A 15,566-nucleotide genomic window follows, 5' to 3' on the forward strand; every position below is an offset into this window, starting at 1 on the left:
TGATTCACAAAAGTTCCATTTTTGCAAAATTAAAAAATGATGTAATCTATCGTTAAATAGAAAATTATGATGGAACAATGTTATAATCAGGAAAGAAAGCTAGTATTAGATACATAAGCATAGAGAGAGGGTGTGTCCTCTGCGCAGGTTCGGAAAGGTGTTGCTGTTAAGTATTGTTTTTTTCATAATCGGCATTTATACGAATATCGGTCTGGAGGAAAAGCTGAATCCTCTCATAGATGGAAACAAAGATGTTAATCCTAACGATACGATAAATGAAAAGAATCCGCATATGGAGAAAGATGAAGTAATGGCTAAAGAAGGATTAGCGATTACAATTGGGAAGAATATAAAAGAGGTCAAAAAGGAATTCGGTGAACCGGATCGAATTGATATGTCCGCATATGGATATGATTGGTGGATATATAATAAAGATTATAATGACTATTTTCAATTGGCCATGGAAAATGGGAAAGTCGTTTCTGCATACGGAATCGGGGACAATGTGAATATTTCCCCTTTTAAAATCGGCCAATCCATTGATGCTATCTATTCTAGCTTATATATAGAACCAACGGTTGATATAGAGGCTGGCGATAGCGTCTACCGTTTCGAATTGTCTGAAGAGGATATGAATATGAGACCATTGATAGAACTTGGGGATATTCATGTTCAGTTGTATTTAGATAAGTTTTCTGGAACCGTTTCGAGTGTCCGGTTTTTGGATGATTCCACTCTTTTAAAACAGCAGCCATATGAGCTGACCTATCATGGTTCGCTAGTGCCTGTTAAGGATCTTTCCGAAGAGGAATGGACTAATGTGAGAGTAGGGAATGAACGGCAAATATTTGATATTGCGAATATCATGCGTAGTAGGTTTGATTTGAAGCCATTAAATTGGAATGATTCAATTGCAAAGATTGCTTACCTTAATAGCCAAGAGATGAAAGGCACTCAGGAAGAAACACAAGTCTCTGAAACCAAAGGGGATTTAGCTGACCGATTAAAAGCGGGGAATATCCAGTATAGTGCGGCAGGCGAAAATATTGCAGCAAATTATGTGGACGCAGCGGCTGTTATGGAAGGCTGGCTGAATAGCGAGGGTCATCGGGAAACGATGTTGAGTGAAGAGTTTACCGATTTAGGTGTAGGGGTTTATAAAAAGTATTACACACAGAACTTTATTGCGAAGAAATAAAACGGATCCTTCTGGGATCCGTTTTATTGTCCTTTCATATTCACGATGAAAAAACTACCAGTGGAAACGGCACAAAGTAATCCGTCATCTCGATAAACCTTTCCTTCAAGAATGATGGTTTTATTGCCTGTATGCATAATGTTACACGTACAAGTCAACTGTTCACCGATAGCAGGTTTTACATATCGTACCTGAATGTCCGTTGTCAAAGTAGCATAACCCTTTGGGACTGTCGAGCCGGCAAGAGTGCCCATTGCTGAGTCAATTAGTGTGGCGATGATTCCTCCGTGAGTGATGTTCAATTCATTATGGGATAAAGGGGTGATAGGCATCACCATCGAAAGAGATGTGCCGTCGTGGCTAACCTGTTTGTTAAGCTTAAGGAGATTGGAGATATAGGAGTATTTTTCATTTTTTCTTTTCTCCTTCAGGCTGGAGATGATTCCTGATAATACGCGTAGATCTGCTTCATCGGCCGTGATTGCCAAGTTCTTGAAATCCTCGACAAGTGCTTCTATACTCATAAAAAAACATCCTTTTTTCCAATATTATACTATATGTAGCCGGATGAATGAATAAGATCCATGCACTTTTTCATACATAGAGGCATATCGTAAAATAGGCGATGTCTTAGTGTGAGGTGAAGAGTAATGGCAAAAAAAAAACGCCCCTCCATTGATGGATTTAGGGAGTTTGTCAAGGTGCATCCATATTTAGTGAATGAAGTGAGAAATAAGCAAGCAACATGGCAGGAGCTTTTTGAAGAATGGTACCTACTCGGTGAAGATCATCCACGCTGGCAGGCTGAGGACAGTGTGCAAGCTTCTGTAGGAAAGACTGAACCGGTGGTAACCGCCACAGAAAAGGGAGAGCAGAGCTCTGAGTTACTGGGTACGGTTATGAGTGCCGTTAAAAACATGGATATCGGACAAATACAACAATATATTTCAAGTGCCAACCAAGCAATTGGAGCCATTCAAGGTGTGCTATCGGCTTTCCAGGGAAATAAATCGGGCGGGGACTCCACTCCTCCGCCAAAAGCACCTGAGCAGAGAAGTAATCCATTTTTATTTAACAAGGATTAAGTAGCGGGAGGGAGGAAGGATTCCATGCGTCAAAATGTGTATGACTTCATCCAGACTAATGAGGATATGAAAAAGTATTTAAGGATTCAGCCTGCTTGGTATAAAAGGTTAATGCGTAATCCCCATGAGTTGGATAAATTTGAAACAGAAGCAAAGTACTTTTTTGAAAAATCAATTCCCCATCGAATCTCTAAATTCTCCGATAGTGTTCAGGTTGCTTCGATGATGCTCCATATGTTCCAAGCGATGAATGTACCAAGCGAATGAAGAAAAAAAGAGTAAATTACTCCTTTTGGCAAATAATATTGACAAAAGGGGGACGATGTCATGAAGAGAATGATTATAGTTCTAACAGTGCTGATGGCAGCAACAGGTTGTGGAAAGAAAATCCCTGAACCCAAAAATGTCTCGGCTGCTAGTGTTTCTGACCTTAAGGCTGCCACCACTGTACAAAGCGCCCAAACGATGGATGAGGATTTTCAAGTGAAGACTTTTGTCAAAGGAAACTCTGTATATGTGGAATGTTACCTGAACGACTATAGTTTTTCAGGAGATACTTCAAAACAGTTGGCCACTGTTTCTGTCCTTTTAGATGATAAAAAGAGAATCAATAAGCATACGGCAGCCTTTATCCTAAAAGATATTCCACATGGCGCGCATAAGATCAGGCTGGAGATATTGAATGACTCGGGTCAAAAAACGGGTCTGAATAAAGAGATCGAAGTACATATCACGTCCACTATGTAATCATAGCAATGGCATATGAAAAGAATAAATGGTAAAATGATGGTGGAGGTGAGCTTATTTATGCTTGCTACTATGGAAATTGTTGATATTTTACAACATGCAGACGGATTAGCAGAAACGATCCTTCATTCTGATATAGGGGAAAATTATCTTCTTAGTTTATATAAATTACAAAGCGATAAAGAGGCGCAAACAAAAATCTCCAAGTTTACTTCTCTAAAGGATCTTTTTGAAGATGTACAAAGGTTCGGTAAGTATCATCCGGACTATAAGCGCATCAATATGGAGACCCGAGAGGCAAAACGGGATATGGATATGCACCCTACCATTGCTGAGTTCAAGATGGCAGAAACGGAATTGCAGAGTATCCTAGATGAAATTAGTGGCTTAATCGGCCATGCTGTTTCGGAACAAGTGAAAACACCTGCAGGAAATCCATTTTTCGTATCTTCAGGCGGCTGCTCGTCAGGAAGTTGCGGAACAGGTGGAAGCTGTGGTTGTTCTGCATAAGATGATGAAAGCCTGGACATTTCACCAGGCTTTTTTTTTCGGCAAATGTTCATTTCACTCACGAGCAAGATACAGTCTGGACAATCATTACTTCTTAGTCACTCAATGGTTTTTATCCCCTTTTACTCATGACCCCGAAATGATTCATAATAGTAAGAGAATTTTGTTTATAATCATTTTTCTTGGTTGAAAGAAAGGATTCTGCTATGCTAAAATTAGTTAAAGCCTTTATAAAAGGGAGTTATTGATATGCTTGGAGCAAGACAAGGAATTATCGTCTATTTACATACATTAAAACAAGCCAAAATGCTTAGGAAGTTTGGAAATATCCATTACGTTTCAAAGAAGCTGAAATATGTCGTCCTTTATACGAACATGGATGAAGTTGAACCATTGGTTGAAAAGCTGAATAATTACTCCTTTGTCAAAAAGGTTGATCTTTCTTATAAACCTTTCCTTAAAATGGAATTCGAAAATTCTAAACCGGATAAGGCTAAGGAATACGATTATAAAATGGGTATCTAAAAAGTGCTGACTCGAGGAGTCAGCACTTTTTTTCATCTCTTCAGCCCAATGGCGGTAGGTATCTATTCATACGCAAAATACCTATCAAGTGCTGATAGTACAATTCTATTTCGGCGAAAAGTTTTGAAGACTTCACATCTATTTCTATAATTGGTCTGTCTAGTTCTTTAGCCAGATCTTCAAATAGTTGATATCGTTTATTGGCGGTAAAATGAGGGTTTGGGATCCCCTCACGGCAAATATATAGAGGTTGGAATTTTCCCGGATCTGTTGGTTGCATGACGATAACCAATGAAGTTACCTTTTTATCATCAAGCGTAGTATGCATGGCCAGCATCCTAGCTACACGGTGTTGCTGATTGCGCCCTACCTCGATCAGTTCATATATATCTGAATAACCTTGTCCAAGTTCTATAAAACGTTGAATCAATTAAACCTCTCCTCACTAACTTATCTTTCATTACTTTATCATTTTATCCCGTAAAAGAGAAGAGCCAACTTAAAGCTGAATCGGTTCTAAAAGCCCATGATAACGGCAGTTTCATAAAAAAAACCCTGCACTTTCATGCAGGGTCCTTCTATGTCTAATTAAGGACCAGAAGGCAAAGGGAGAGGAGAAACCGGAGGAAGACTTATGGGGAAACGTAAGCCTTCTCCGCGGTTGGCAACAACACTTAATAAGTCATGTTGTTATTTTCATTATGACCAAAATCAGCTTATCTATTCAAACTATTAGAGATTTTAATGAGGAGGATATGCCCTTTTTATTTAAAGGGGGAATGTATTTAAATTGTTCTCGCTTAAACGGGTGTATTTGGCTTTTGTTATTGGCTAGTAATTTCTAATATGTTAGGATAGGAAAGTAACAGAAATTTGTCATAAAATGTGGTGAGAATGATGAGGGTCGTTTCCGGAAGTTGCAAAGGAAGACCACTTAAGGCTGTACCGGGTACAGGAACCCGGCCGACTACGGATAAAGTCAAGGAATCCATTTTTAACATGATTGGTCCTTATTTTGAGGGCGGGATTGTTTTAGACTTGTTTGCCGGCAGTGGTGGATTGGGAATCGAGTCCTTGAGCAGGGGGATGGATCGAGCTATCTTTGTAGACCGCGATTTTAAAGCTAACCAAACTGTCAAGGCGAACTTGGAATTATGTAAATTCACGGACTGTGCTGAGGTTTATAAAAATGATTCAGAACGTGCTTTAAAGGCGTTGGTGAAAAGAGAAATGATCTTTGATTTGATTTTTCTTGATCCACCTTATAAAAAGCAAAAGCTCGTGGATTTATTGGAAGAGATACATAAAAACCGCTTGCTCAGCGATATGGGGTATATTGTTTGTGAGCATGGCGATGATGTTTCGTTGCCAGAACAAATTGGCGACTTTACAATCAAGAGAAAAGAAGTATATGGGAGTATTGCGGTAACGATTTATCAGTGGGGGAACGTACACGAATAGGGGGAACGATGAATGTCGAAAATAGCGATTTGTCCGGGAAGTTTTGATCCGATTACTTTTGGCCATCTTGATATCATTCAAAGGGGAGCTAACGTATTTGATGAGGTCTATGTAGTTGTTGTGAACAATTCAGCAAAACATTCACTGTTTACTGTAGAAGAGAGATTGAAGTTAATCACTGAAGCAACGGCTCATATGCCGAATGTTAAGGTGGATTCCTACCAGGGATTGACGGTCGATTATGCTGAAAGCGTTTCCGCCAATGCAATTATCAGGGGCTTGAGGGCGACTTCAGATTTTGAATATGAGATGCAAGGAACCTCGATGAATAGATTTTTGAACAACAATATTGAGTCATTTTTCATCATGACGAAAAATCAATATTCATTCTTAAGTTCCAGTATCGTAAAAGAGGTCGCGAAATATGGTGGGGATATAACAGAATTAGTACCGCCTGTTGTTCAGAAAGCTTTGACACAAAAGTACGAAGAACAAAAAGCATAGGAAAGAGAGCATGGCCCGCTTTGTGGACTGTGCTCTTTTTTATTTATGAAAGTCGCTGATGAGACGTTTAGCGAATAAGATGATGTAAATCATGAGAAAAGCGAGTGTGAGAAGCGGACCAAAATCCAACATGTATTGGTAAAGAGAATGTGCACGTTCTCCTGTAAATCCATTGACCGGGAAATCATTAATTACATTTCCATTGTAATCAGTGCCTCTATAGAAGGGTTCCCAGAGTATAACGGTAAAAATGGCGGCAAAGAAGCCATGTGCAATTCTGGCCAGGAAAAATGGCATAAAACGAATATCGGTCGTTGCGATGATACTGGCCACTTGGGCTTGAATGCTAAATCCATTGAAAGCAAGGATGAAACTAGTCATGATTGTCTGTTGCAGGAGGCTCGCATTTTCTATCTTGCTGGTTAATTTAGATCCAAGAGTCATTTCAAACATGCCTGAGATGAATGGAAGGCTTAAAGAATCGGGAAATTTCATGAGATGCAATATCCCTCCGATTCCTGTCGCAAGCAGGCTGGTTATATTCATATGAAATAAAAGTCGATTGACAACAGAAAATAGGATGATGAATCCACCTATCATAAGGAGCGTTTGAATGGAGGATAGAACGGCATCACCAAGCAACGTTCCAAACGGCCGGGTTTCTTTTAAGCGTGTGCGGTGCATTTGACTAAAGGCTTGTCTGATGGAAGGCAGTTTAGCTGTGCTTTTGGGCTGGAATTTCCCCTTTTCCTCTTTTCTCCGATAAAAGCGCATCAAAATCCCTACACACAGATTGCCTAAATAATGGGCAAGTGCCAGGATGATGCCCAAGTGGGGATTGTGGAAAAATCCTACGGCAACTGCAACGAATAGGAACAGAGGGTTGGATGAATTAGTGAAGCAAACGAGTCTTTCCGCTTCAATTTGGCTGACTTGTTTCTCTTGACGGAGCCTTACCGTGAATTTGGCTCCTGCCGGAAAACCTGATGCAAGCCCCATAGCCCATACAAACCCTCCAACACCGGGTACGCGGAATAAGGGTCGCATGAAAGGTTCGAGTATCACACCGATGAACTTGACTACGCCAAAGCTAATTAATAACTCCGAAAAAATCAAGAAAGGAAGGAGGGAGGGAAAAACAATTTTCCACCACATATTTAATCCACCTTTAGAAGCGTCAAAGGATTCCTGGGGGAAGATGACTAAGCCAACTGCCATCATGGTAACCGTGATGGCTAATACTATTGTTTTAGATTTTGATTTAAGCAAGTTCTGAGCCTCCTCCTAAAAGGGTTACGAATAGCGTAGGGTCTACTGGTAAAACATGATAAAATGTAGATAATAGATACAGTGAAAGGCTATATGCTTCGGTAAGTTATCTGAATCTTCTGTTGTTTGGCTTGTTTTACTGTCAATATAAACAATATGCTTCTATAAAACTGTTTAAGACCATAACTTTGTATGAGTACGATTTTGAAAAGAATTGAACTTTTATAGTGAGGGGAGATTTTTATGCCGCATCCAAAGATCGGGTTAGCACTCGGGTCGGGGGGAGCGAGAGGTTTTGCACATATTGGGGTAATTAAGGTGTTGCAAAAAGAAGGCATTCCAATAGATATGATCGCCGGAAGCAGCATGGGAGCGATGGTGGCTACCTTTTATGGCGCGGGTTCAGATATTGAGAGGCTTTATACACTTTCGCGAGCATTTAAACGTAAATATTACTTGGATTTTACGATACCAAAAATGGGCTTTATTTCAGGTAAACGAACGAAGGATTTAATCCGGGTTTTCACATACGGCAAGAATCTTGAAGATTTGGATATACCGGTGGCTGTTGTTGCCACGGATATCAGGACGGGGGAAAAGGTCGTATTTCGTGAAGGACCGCTAGCCCCTGCGGTAAGAGCCAGTATCTCGGTCCCGGGAATTTTCGTTCCTGAGAAAATTGGAGATCGACTCCTTGTCGATGGAGGGGTAATTGATAGGGTCCCGGTTTCGGTCGTAAAGGAAATGGGAGCGGATATTATCATTGCTGTGGATGTTGCACATGTGAAACAGGACGTAGAAATAAATTCGATATATGACGTTATCATGCAGAGTCTCGACATCTTGCAAATGGAATTGGTCGAAAGTAGAGTAGTTGCCTCGGATGTCATGATCCGACCAAGAGTGGAAAAATACAGTTCAAAGGCATTTACAAATATACAGGAAATAATTAGTATTGGAGAAGATGCTGCTAGGGATAAGGTAGATCAGATTAAGCAAAGTATCAGTGCTTGGAAGGAGTCTTATGTAGATGAATCGTAAAATGTTTGTACGCACTATCCTGGTGGCCGCTATACTCCTTATAGCCTCGGCGCTATATTCTCTCCCATATTATGTGACGAAACCAGGAATGGCTAAAGAATTGGAGCCGATTATTCAAGTATCGGGTGCGGACGAAGAGCAAGGGAGCTTCATGTTGACTACCGTAAGGATGGGGAAGGCGAATATTTACTCCTATTTATTAGCTAAGTGGAGTAAGTACCAGGAAATTTATCCGGAGACCTCGATTCGTAGTCAAGATGAAACAGACGAAGAATATAATGTCAGGCAGTTGCATTTAATGGACGGGTCTAAAAATAACGCAATTAAGATTGCTTATGATAAAGCGGGCAAAGAGGTAGATTATCAATACTTAGGTGTATATGTTCTGGATGTACTCGAAGAAATGCCGGCAGCGAAGGAATTGAAGGCGGGAGATCAGATTATACAAGTCGATCGTGTGAGATTCAAGTCAGCCCAAGAGTTCATGGACTATATCAATGGTAAGAAAGCTGGAGACGAGATTGATTTGGTGTTTAAAAGGGAAGGTGAAGAGAAAAAGGTCACGATTCCTTTAAAAACATTTAAGGATGATTCCAGTAGGGTAGGAATAGGCATCTCCCTTGATGATTATCGTAAGGTTATCACGAAGCCGACCGTTACGATCGATACGGATCAAATTGGTGGGCCCTCAGCTGGATTGATGTTCTCCCTTGAAATTTACAACCAATTAACAGAGGGGGATATTACAAAAGGCTACGATATAGCGGGGACAGGAACCATAACGGATGATGGGACGGTTGGTCCAATCGGCGGAATCCAGCAGAAGATTGTCGCAGCTGATAATTCCGGAGCCGAAATCTTTTTTGCCCCTAATGAAAATGGCGCGTCAGGGTCGAACTATGAAGAGGCGATGATAGCAGCGAAGGACATTAAAACGAAAATGAAAATCATCCCCGTGGATAGTTTTGATGACGCATTAGAGTATTTATCCAAGATCAAGGAAACGAAAAAATGAAAAAAAGCGCAAGCAGTCTAACTGTTTTGCGCTTTTTTGTGTGATAGGGAGAGGATCTGCCTTTCATGTGTCCAACGAATTGGTTTTTATGATTGGAGCTTCAAACTCCCTCTTCATTAGCGCCGTTTGATAAGGTTCGCGTAGCCCCATTGCATATACCTGTGCAGCTCGCATGTCCGTATCGATATGATGATCTTGATAGGCTGAAAGCCTGGATATGAGCGGGACCGGCAACTCTTTTTTTACTTTTCGAAGGTGAGCTTGCCCCCTACGATTCATCCCAAGCAACCTGATATAAGAAGGTTGCTCGGCATGAATCATATCTTCTTTTAACGTATGGGTCAAAATATGGACACACATCCGTTGAATTCGGGTCCAGGTATAGCGTTTTGTTTTCATGGCGGTTATGAAGTCATGAAAGTTCATAGCTTCCTTTGCCATTTCCTTCATCCGATACTCGATTCCTTCCTCTATTTCATAGATGTCGGCCAACTCTGTCAGGGAGGATGCGAGAATCCGATACTTCAATAAAGGCCAATACATATTCCATTCATGTAAAGCATGATAGGTGGCTAGGTAATGTTGAAGCCCATGCAAGGTTGAAGGGGGGATATAAGTCCCCACTGCCTCTAATTCCTGTTTTTGTTCTAGTAGCGCCTTGCGGATCCCTGTTGCGCTCGCGATGGGGCTTGAAGATAGCTGGACATCATGGTAGCCAGCGGCCACCCGTTGTATCGTATAGGGTTCAATCGAGAATCCATTGGATAGGGCCGTACTAACATACTCTTTACCAAGGATATTATTTGGCTTTGTTAAATCCAACATCTCCGTGTTCTTGCTTATCGCTTGGAATGCCTTTGATGCACTTGCAGGGTAACTGTTTCCCTTTTCCATCAAAGATTTAAGAGTTTCGTTATATGTTTCGGCATTTTCAGATAGAATGCCATGGGCCTCGATGAAGGGTTCGATTCGGCCATCTTCACTGCCGAAACAGAAGGAGTCACAGCCCAAATATTCGAGAAGGGATATGGAACCTTTCGCGAATAGTTCCGCTTTTTGGACAGCAAAGGAATAGGGAAGTTCAATGACAAGGTCAATGCCACCCAGTAGGGCCATTTCCGTTCGTGACCACTTACTGACAAGCGCCGGTTCACCTCGCTGTAAAAACGGTCCGCTCATCACAGCAACTACTATATCCGACTCTGTCTTTTGTCTGCTTTCTCTGGCATGGAGTGCATGGCCATTATGAAATGGATTATATTCGACTACTAAACCGCAAGATTTCATTCAATCACCTCAGAGAAAAACTTTGTATTTTTCCAACTTAGTGCTAAAATAGTATTTCAAGTAAGAGAACTAGAATGTTTCGTCCTGATTTTTTGTTTGAAATGATTTTAAACTTGGCAAATCAGTTAGGATGACTACATTATAGTGTAAAGAAAAAATATTGACAAACTTATAATTGAAAGCTATAATTATTTTTGTTGCCTTGAGGTGATTTCATATGAAATGGACAATTAGTCAACTTCAAAAAATTCGGGACAAAAATTTGCAGTTAGATGAATTGGTGGATGTCTTAGACATTAAGGAAAGAGACAAGCAAATACGCGACGTTTCTCCAATTAGAGTAACAGGAAGAGCTGATATCAACTCGACCGAGATTACTTTTCACTTACATCTTACAGGTGAATTAACATTACCTTGTTCCCGTACACTGGTAGACGTGAAATATCCGATTGATATTGATACAAAGGAAACCTTTCTTTTAAAAGCAGATGGCGATCATTTCTACGGAGAAGACGTTACTGTGGTGGAAGGCGATGTTGTAGATCTTATACCGGTAATTAAAGAAAATTTATTGCTAGAAATTCCGATGCAGGTTTTTTGTGAGGATGTCGATCCTAATGAAGCTGCTCCTCAATCCGGGAAAGACTGGGCTGTTATTTCTGAAGAAGAAACTAAACATAAGGTTGATCCTAGATTTGCAAAGCTTGCCGACTTTTTTGACAACAATAAAGAATCTTAATTGGAACGAAAAATCGCTAATCCGATTTTTCCAGCTTTTTTATATTTTTTAAGGAGGTGGGAATAATGGCTGTACCTTTTAGAAGAACGTCGAAAACTGCAAAAAGAAAACGTCGTACGCACTTCAAGCTTCAAGTACCTGGTATGGTAGAATGCCCGAGCTGTGGTGGAATGACTCTTTCACATCACGTGTGTAAAGAATGTGGAACATATAAAGGAAAAGAAGTTGTCGCAAAATAATTTCTTGACCTACTCGAAAGCATTGCTTTCTTGATTATGCAACACGCTAATCAAAGCGCAGAGATAAATCTCTGCGCTTTTTTTACAAATTAATTTAATTGAATATTTAGAATAAATAGAGACATGGAGAAGGTGTTCACGTGTATAACACATTAATCGTTGAAAAGAATGCAAAAGGATACTTGAAGATTTCATTTAATAGACCTGAGAAAAGAAATGCGGTTAATTTTCAGTTGATGGATGAACTAGGAATAGCTTTATCACAAGCGGCTAGTGATAAGGATGTCAAAGTATTACTCTTGACGGGAGAGGGCTCACAGGCTTTCTGCTCGGGGGGCGATTTAAGTGAATTTCAAAATCTTTATACAGAGGAAGAGGCTTTTGCCATGCTATCGAGGATGGGGAAAGTACTGTATGAACTGGCGATCTTTCCGAAACCTACAATTGCCCTACTCAACGGAAGCGCTGTCGGAGGCGGGTGTGAAATTGCCACGGCTTGTGATTTCAGATTGGCGAAAAAGGGGATAAAGTTAGGGTTTGTTCAGGGAACGCTAGGGATAACAACAGGCTGGGGGGCAGCGTCACTCTTGTTTGAAAAACTTCCGGAACAAAAAGCGATGAAGTTACTGCTTGATGCTAAAGTACATAGCTCCGAGGATGCAAAGGAATTTGGTTTCATAGACGAGATAATTGATATGGAAGACTGGGAAAGATTTCCCCAACATTTCCTACGCCATGAACCCGGGGTTTTAATGGCTTATAAAAGAATACTGGTTAAGAAATGGGAAGATGGAGGCCTGAAAGAAAGAATGGATGCGGAAATCCGTGAATGTTCCAAACTATGGGCAACGGAAGCCCATCATGACGCGGTCAGCCGTTTTTTTAATAAAAAAAAATAAATCTTTATCGCTTCTATATTCCGTCTATCTTTCCTATCAAGTGCATATCATGAAGTAAAACTTGCTTGGAGGTAGAGAGATGACGATTGCGAGACAAGATGCATGGACACAGGACGAGGATTTATTGTTGGCTGAAGTGGTGCTAAGGCATATTAGGGAAGGCAGTACGCAACTGAAGGCATTTGAAGAGGTGGGGAAACAGTTAACAAGAACGTCTGCAGCCTGCGGTTTTCGTTGGAATTCTTTTGTCAGAAAGCAATATAAGTCAGGAATTGAGTTGGCTAAAAAGCAGAGAAAAGAACAGGCCATGCGGGATAATGGTTTCGAAGGGGAAGCTGTTGAGAATGAAGAAGTCCCGAACGAACAAGAGGTAGCAGCTGAGTGGAAAAGGGAATTGCCATCATCGCCATCTACTCCTCTCCAAGACGTTATTTCATATTTAACGAAGGTGGATGAAACCTTTAAAATTGATAGGGAAGAAATGGAAAGGAATGCCCGGCATTCTTATAATCTTGAACAGGAAAATGAAAGGCTGCGGGAAGAGAATGAGTTATTACGGGATAATTTAAGAGTAGTGGAAGAAGATTATCGGGCTCTCATGCAAATTATGGAGCGGGCTAGAAAACTCAGTGTCCTAGAAGATGAAAAGTTAAATCCAAAGGTGAGTTTTCAAATGGATAAGAACGGTAACTTGGAAAGGGTAAATAAATGAAAAATGCGGGTGGAAAAAATCCGCCCGCATTTTTCATTTATTCTTGTGTATCTATGATTTCATCTTGTTTTTCAATGGGGGTCCAAATCAAAGGATTTTCTCCGTAGTCACGATCCATTTCATAGGATGCGGGAGAGAAGCCCATCTTTTCCCAGAACGCTTGGGAGTGTACCCTGGAATTCGTTTTGATTGGCATATTAAAGCTTTTGGCGAAGTCGACTAAAGCTTTGCCGTACCCTTTGTTTTGGTAGTTGGGAAGAACTTCGAGCTTCCAGAGGACAAGAAAGTCTTTTGTTTTATCAAAATATCGGTCGAATTTAGCATCTTTTTTGTATAGGCTCATTCTAGCAACCAACATGTCACCATAAAAGATGCCGTAGAAAGGCGATTGACTGTCGTTCTCAATGATATTCCCCTCTAAATCATCGAGCATGGATAATTCTTGCATCCCATATTCCTTGAACTTCTTGAACTCCTCAAGCGTCTTAAAATTCACAAGTAACCGTTCCACCTTGTATTCCATATAAAACTCCCCCTCATTCTGATAAACTACTCCCGTCATGCTTTTAAATCAACAAGTAACCCTAACTACAGTCACCATTAAAACCTTTCCTCACTAAATCGAGTCTAACAAGCCGTTTGATCATTATCCCTTTCCTTTTCTTTATATCGATCATCAAAGAATAAAGATAGGGTATCATTCGTTTGTGTTTAAAAACTTTAAGGAATCCACGACTTTTCATATATAATATACCATTAATTTAGCTCGTGAAGAAGGAGTTATACCCATGGCTGGCGTATTTATACTTCTCTATGTTTTTGTGTTTTTGTGCAATTAGCTGTTGAAAGACGGAAATGGTGATAACGATTTGTTTGTAGCATTTTGTTGGTCCCCCTTGATATGGAAAAAGCAAGGTAGTGAAAAAAGAAAATGTGTTAAAATAGTCAGTATATGAGAAAAGTTAGGAAGGGTAATATGAAAATCGGCGTAATTGGAGGCGGCTCCGTTGGATTGTTATTCGCCTCTTATTTAAGTGAGAGGCACAGTGTAACGATTTATACACGTACAGAGGAACAGGCATCATGTATTAATAGTGAGGGTCTCCGTTGCATCGTGAATGGAGTGACCAGGAAAAGAAATATAACATCCAACGCAATCGAAAGTGGAATAAGGGGAGAAGAGATAATCCTAGTCGCGGTTAAACAGTATCATATACCGCAAGTCCTGCCAGTGATCGAGGGGATGGATGTACCTTTGTTGTTTTTGCAGAACGGCTATGGGCACATTTCTTATTTAAAGGAGTTGAAGTCAGCGACCGTTTGTGTTGGTGTGGTGGAACATGGGGCGTTGAAGCTCGACCCGAATACAGTGGAACATACCGGGTTTGGTATAACCAGAGTTGCGTCTTTCAGGGGGGACTTGAATGTACTTCCATTTCTGGATGCGAACAACGACTACTTTCCATTCCGTAAGTGTGAGGACTACCATGCCATGCTAATGGACAAGTTAATCGTTAACGCTGTAATCAACCCTCTGACCGCGTTATTGGAAGTGGAAAATGGGCGTTTGATCAGTAATCCGTATTATTACCGATTATTCCAGGAACTATTTGCTGAAATATCGTCTGTACTGGAATTACCAGATGCAGAGGAATCTTTTAACCACGTAAAATCCGTGTGTTCGAAGACCTCAGAAAATAGATCTTCCATGCTGAAAGATATTGAACTTGGAAGAAAAACGGAAATCGACGCAATCTTAGGTTATATCATTTCGGAGGCAATACGAAAAGAGAAAAAGGCATGTTTAACGTCTTCTCTTTATGCAATGATCAAAGGAAAAGAGTTCCAAGGGGGATGAGGGTATGCCAAACTTTGTTTCAAGTCTTGCCGCGATTTTCATTACACTTCCATTTATAGGTTATGTCATATTTTTTATTAGTGCCAAGCAATTTACAAGGAACCATAAGCGTTCCGTTCAATTTGCCATGGATATGAGTACTTTGTTTTTTGTATTATCGGTCCATTATTTAATCGTGACAATTTGGGACATACATATTTTTTGGGTGATCATGCTCATCATGATAGCCAATGCATTCGTTGTTGTTCTTGTCCATTATCAAGTTAAAGGAGAAATCATTTTTCAAAAAGTATTGAAAGGATTTTGGAGAGTGAACTTCGCATTCTTTTTTTGCGCGTACCTTCTTTTATTTTCTATAGGATTTATTACGAGAATTACTAGAATCTTTACTGCATAATGAATGGCAAAGCATCAATTTTCTGCTCCTGGGCAACATTTTTTGTTTTCTTAAAACAGAATGTTATACTCTAAAAAGAA

General features: G+C 40.3%; 21 protein-coding genes. 16 read left to right on the forward strand and 5 right to left on the reverse strand.

All coding sequences use genetic code 11. The features are described 5' to 3' along the window. Positions 1–157 precede the first annotated feature (157 nt). On the forward strand, positions 158–1,198 hold the full coding sequence (locus ACIQXU_RS07030; protein ID WP_402956176.1) for a CAP domain-containing protein: 1,041 nt from the start codon (positions 158–160) through the stop codon (positions 1,196–1,198). Positions 1,199–1,221: 23 nt separating this feature from the next. Here ACIQXU_RS07030 and ACIQXU_RS07035 read toward each other — a convergent pair whose 3' ends face one another. Continuing rightward, a complete protein-coding gene (locus ACIQXU_RS07035) occupies positions 1,222–1,722 on the reverse strand; it encodes a PaaI family thioesterase (RefSeq protein WP_402987768.1) in 501 nt (166 codons plus the stop codon). 126 nt (positions 1,723–1,848) lie between these two features. Here ACIQXU_RS07035 and ACIQXU_RS07040 point away from each other — a divergent pair, with 126 nt between their 5' ends. From ACIQXU_RS07040 to ACIQXU_RS07060, 5 genes are all read left to right on the forward strand, one after another. Next, positions 1,849–2,283, forward strand: a complete 435-nt coding sequence (locus ACIQXU_RS07040; protein ID WP_402868128.1) for a YlbD family protein — start codon at positions 1,849–1,851, stop codon at positions 2,281–2,283. 24 nt (positions 2,284–2,307) lie between these two features. After that, complete coding sequence (locus tag ACIQXU_RS07045) at positions 2,308–2,550, forward strand: YlbE-like family protein (RefSeq protein ID WP_402868130.1); 243 nt, start codon at positions 2,308–2,310, stop codon at positions 2,548–2,550. A 60-nt stretch (positions 2,551–2,610) separates the two neighbouring features. Then, positions 2,611–3,030 carry a hypothetical protein gene (locus ACIQXU_RS07050; RefSeq protein ID WP_402987771.1) on the forward strand — a complete coding sequence of 140 codons (420 nt, stop codon included), beginning with the start codon at positions 2,611–2,613 and terminating at the stop codon, positions 3,028–3,030. A gap of 60 nt (positions 3,031–3,090) precedes the next feature. Continuing rightward, on the forward strand, positions 3,091–3,540 hold the full coding sequence (locus ACIQXU_RS07055) for a YlbF/YmcA family competence regulator (protein WP_402868134.1): 450 nt from the start codon (positions 3,091–3,093) through the stop codon (positions 3,538–3,540). Between the two features lie 249 nt (positions 3,541–3,789). Continuing rightward, positions 3,790–4,065: a YlbG family protein gene (locus ACIQXU_RS07060; protein WP_402868136.1), complete on the forward strand. Its 276-nt coding sequence runs from the start codon at positions 3,790–3,792 to the stop codon at positions 4,063–4,065. Between the two features lie 40 nt (positions 4,066–4,105). On the opposite strand, the gene ACIQXU_RS07065 is transcribed toward ACIQXU_RS07060, so the two are convergent. Beyond that, entirely contained in the window at positions 4,106–4,495 is a 390-nt protein-coding gene (locus tag ACIQXU_RS07065; RefSeq protein ID WP_402868138.1) for a DUF7147 family protein, read from the reverse strand. A 467-nt stretch (positions 4,496–4,962) separates the two neighbouring features. On the opposite strand from ACIQXU_RS07065, the gene rsmD reads away from it, so the two are divergent. Further along, complete coding sequence (rsmD, locus tag ACIQXU_RS07070) at positions 4,963–5,526, forward strand: 16S rRNA (guanine(966)-N(2))-methyltransferase RsmD (protein WP_402868565.1); 564 nt, start codon at positions 4,963–4,965, stop codon at positions 5,524–5,526. 12 nt (positions 5,527–5,538) lie between these two features. After that, positions 5,539–6,030, forward strand: coding sequence for a pantetheine-phosphate adenylyltransferase (gene coaD / locus ACIQXU_RS07075; protein ID WP_402868140.1), 492 nt, complete (start codon positions 5,539–5,541; stop codon positions 6,028–6,030). A gap of 39 nt (positions 6,031–6,069) precedes the next feature. On the opposite strand, the gene ylbJ is transcribed toward coaD, so the two are convergent. Further along, positions 6,070–7,299, reverse strand: coding sequence for a sporulation integral membrane protein YlbJ (ylbJ, locus tag ACIQXU_RS07080; protein ID WP_402956182.1), 1,230 nt, complete (start codon positions 7,297–7,299; stop codon positions 6,070–6,072). A gap of 243 nt (positions 7,300–7,542) precedes the next feature. Between ylbJ and ACIQXU_RS07085 the strand changes: the two genes are divergently transcribed. Together ACIQXU_RS07085 and ACIQXU_RS07090 are read left to right on the forward strand one after the other, a co-directional pair. Beyond that, entirely contained in the window at positions 7,543–8,340 is a 798-nt protein-coding gene (locus tag ACIQXU_RS07085; RefSeq protein WP_402956184.1) for a patatin-like phospholipase family protein, read from the forward strand. Continuing rightward, positions 8,330–9,355 (forward strand): SepM family pheromone-processing serine protease, encoded by a 1,026-nt coding sequence (locus ACIQXU_RS07090; RefSeq protein WP_402868146.1) that lies wholly within the window; start codon positions 8,330–8,332, stop codon positions 9,353–9,355. The genes ACIQXU_RS07085 and ACIQXU_RS07090 overlap by 11 nt, the downstream gene beginning before the upstream one ends. Before the next feature lie 63 nt (positions 9,356–9,418). Here the strand turns inward: ACIQXU_RS07090 and ACIQXU_RS07095 are convergent, their stop codons facing one another. Beyond that, entirely contained in the window at positions 9,419–10,642 is a 1,224-nt protein-coding gene (locus ACIQXU_RS07095; RefSeq protein WP_402956186.1) for a nucleotidyltransferase, read from the reverse strand. Positions 10,643–10,859: 217 nt separating this feature from the next. Here ACIQXU_RS07095 and ACIQXU_RS07100 point away from each other — a divergent pair, with 217 nt between their 5' ends. The 4 genes from ACIQXU_RS07100 (at position 10,860) to ACIQXU_RS07115 (ending at position 13,231) form a co-directional block, all read left to right on the forward strand. After that, entirely contained in the window at positions 10,860–11,381 is a 522-nt protein-coding gene (locus ACIQXU_RS07100; protein ID WP_402868149.1) for a YceD family protein, read from the forward strand. Between the two features lie 65 nt (positions 11,382–11,446). Then, positions 11,447–11,620, forward strand: a complete 174-nt coding sequence (gene rpmF, locus ACIQXU_RS07105) for a 50S ribosomal protein L32 (protein WP_402868151.1) — start codon at positions 11,447–11,449, stop codon at positions 11,618–11,620. Between the two features lie 140 nt (positions 11,621–11,760). Next, a complete protein-coding gene (locus ACIQXU_RS07110) occupies positions 11,761–12,519 on the forward strand; it encodes an enoyl-CoA hydratase/isomerase family protein (protein ID WP_402956188.1) in 759 nt (252 codons plus the stop codon). Positions 12,520–12,598: 79 nt separating this feature from the next. Further along, positions 12,599–13,231 carry an RsfA family transcriptional regulator gene (locus ACIQXU_RS07115; RefSeq protein WP_402868155.1) on the forward strand — a complete coding sequence of 211 codons (633 nt, stop codon included), beginning with the start codon at positions 12,599–12,601 and terminating at the stop codon, positions 13,229–13,231. Between the two features lie 37 nt (positions 13,232–13,268). Here the strand turns inward: ACIQXU_RS07115 and ACIQXU_RS07120 are convergent, their stop codons facing one another. After that, the gene (locus ACIQXU_RS07120; protein ID WP_402868156.1) at positions 13,269–13,754 is read right to left on the reverse strand and encodes an N-acetyltransferase; all 486 of its coding nucleotides are present in this window, start codon (positions 13,752–13,754) and stop codon (positions 13,269–13,271) included. A gap of 453 nt (positions 13,755–14,207) precedes the next feature. Here ACIQXU_RS07120 and ACIQXU_RS07125 point away from each other — a divergent pair, with 453 nt between their 5' ends. Both ACIQXU_RS07125 and ACIQXU_RS07130 read left to right on the forward strand, forming a co-directional pair. After that, complete coding sequence (locus ACIQXU_RS07125) at positions 14,208–15,089, forward strand: 2-dehydropantoate 2-reductase (RefSeq protein ID WP_402956190.1); 882 nt, start codon at positions 14,208–14,210, stop codon at positions 15,087–15,089. A 4-nt stretch (positions 15,090–15,093) separates the two neighbouring features. Continuing rightward, the gene (locus ACIQXU_RS07130; RefSeq protein WP_402868159.1) at positions 15,094–15,486 is read left to right on the forward strand and encodes a DUF3397 domain-containing protein; all 393 of its coding nucleotides are present in this window, start codon (positions 15,094–15,096) and stop codon (positions 15,484–15,486) included. Positions 15,487–15,566 lie beyond the last annotated feature (80 nt).

The organism is Peribacillus sp. NPDC097284 (assembly GCF_044761765.1).
GTDB lineage: Bacteria > Bacillota > Bacilli > Bacillales > DSM-1321 > Peribacillus.

Bases quoted from the DNA above. Each gene is read 5' to 3' on its own strand.
- ACIQXU_RS07035 (WP_402987768.1), bottom strand. From the start codon at position 1,722: ATGAGTATAGAAGCACTTGTCGAGGATTTCAAGAACTTGGCAATCACG.
- ACIQXU_RS07040 (WP_402868128.1), top strand. From the start codon at position 1,849: ATGGCAAAAAAAAAACGCCCCTCCATTGATGGATTTAGGGAGTTTGTC.
- ACIQXU_RS07045 (WP_402868130.1), top strand. From the start codon at position 2,308: ATGCGTCAAAATGTGTATGACTTCATCCAGACTAATGAGGATATGAAA.
- ACIQXU_RS07050 (WP_402987771.1), top strand. From the start codon at position 2,611: ATGAAGAGAATGATTATAGTTCTAACAGTGCTGATGGCAGCAACAGGT.
- ACIQXU_RS07055 (WP_402868134.1), top strand. From the start codon at position 3,091: ATGCTTGCTACTATGGAAATTGTTGATATTTTACAACATGCAGACGGA.
- ACIQXU_RS07060 (WP_402868136.1), top strand. From the start codon at position 3,790: ATGCTTGGAGCAAGACAAGGAATTATCGTCTATTTACATACATTAAAA.
- rsmD (WP_402868565.1), top strand. From the start codon at position 4,963: ATGAGGGTCGTTTCCGGAAGTTGCAAAGGAAGACCACTTAAGGCTGTA.
- coaD (WP_402868140.1), top strand. From the start codon at position 5,539: ATGTCGAAAATAGCGATTTGTCCGGGAAGTTTTGATCCGATTACTTTT.
- ACIQXU_RS07085 (WP_402956184.1), top strand. From the start codon at position 7,543: ATGCCGCATCCAAAGATCGGGTTAGCACTCGGGTCGGGGGGAGCGAGA.
- ACIQXU_RS07090 (WP_402868146.1), top strand. From the start codon at position 8,330: ATGAATCGTAAAATGTTTGTACGCACTATCCTGGTGGCCGCTATACTC.
- ACIQXU_RS07095 (WP_402956186.1), bottom strand. From the start codon at position 10,642: ATGAAATCTTGCGGTTTAGTAGTCGAATATAATCCATTTCATAATGGC.
- ACIQXU_RS07100 (WP_402868149.1), top strand. From the start codon at position 10,860: ATGAAATGGACAATTAGTCAACTTCAAAAAATTCGGGACAAAAATTTG.
- rpmF (WP_402868151.1), top strand. From the start codon at position 11,447: ATGGCTGTACCTTTTAGAAGAACGTCGAAAACTGCAAAAAGAAAACGT.
- ACIQXU_RS07115 (WP_402868155.1), top strand. From the start codon at position 12,599: ATGACGATTGCGAGACAAGATGCATGGACACAGGACGAGGATTTATTG.
- ACIQXU_RS07120 (WP_402868156.1), bottom strand. From the start codon at position 13,754: ATGGAATACAAGGTGGAACGGTTACTTGTGAATTTTAAGACGCTTGAG.
- ACIQXU_RS07125 (WP_402956190.1), top strand. From the start codon at position 14,208: ATGAAAATCGGCGTAATTGGAGGCGGCTCCGTTGGATTGTTATTCGCC.
- ACIQXU_RS07130 (WP_402868159.1), top strand. From the start codon at position 15,094: ATGCCAAACTTTGTTTCAAGTCTTGCCGCGATTTTCATTACACTTCCA.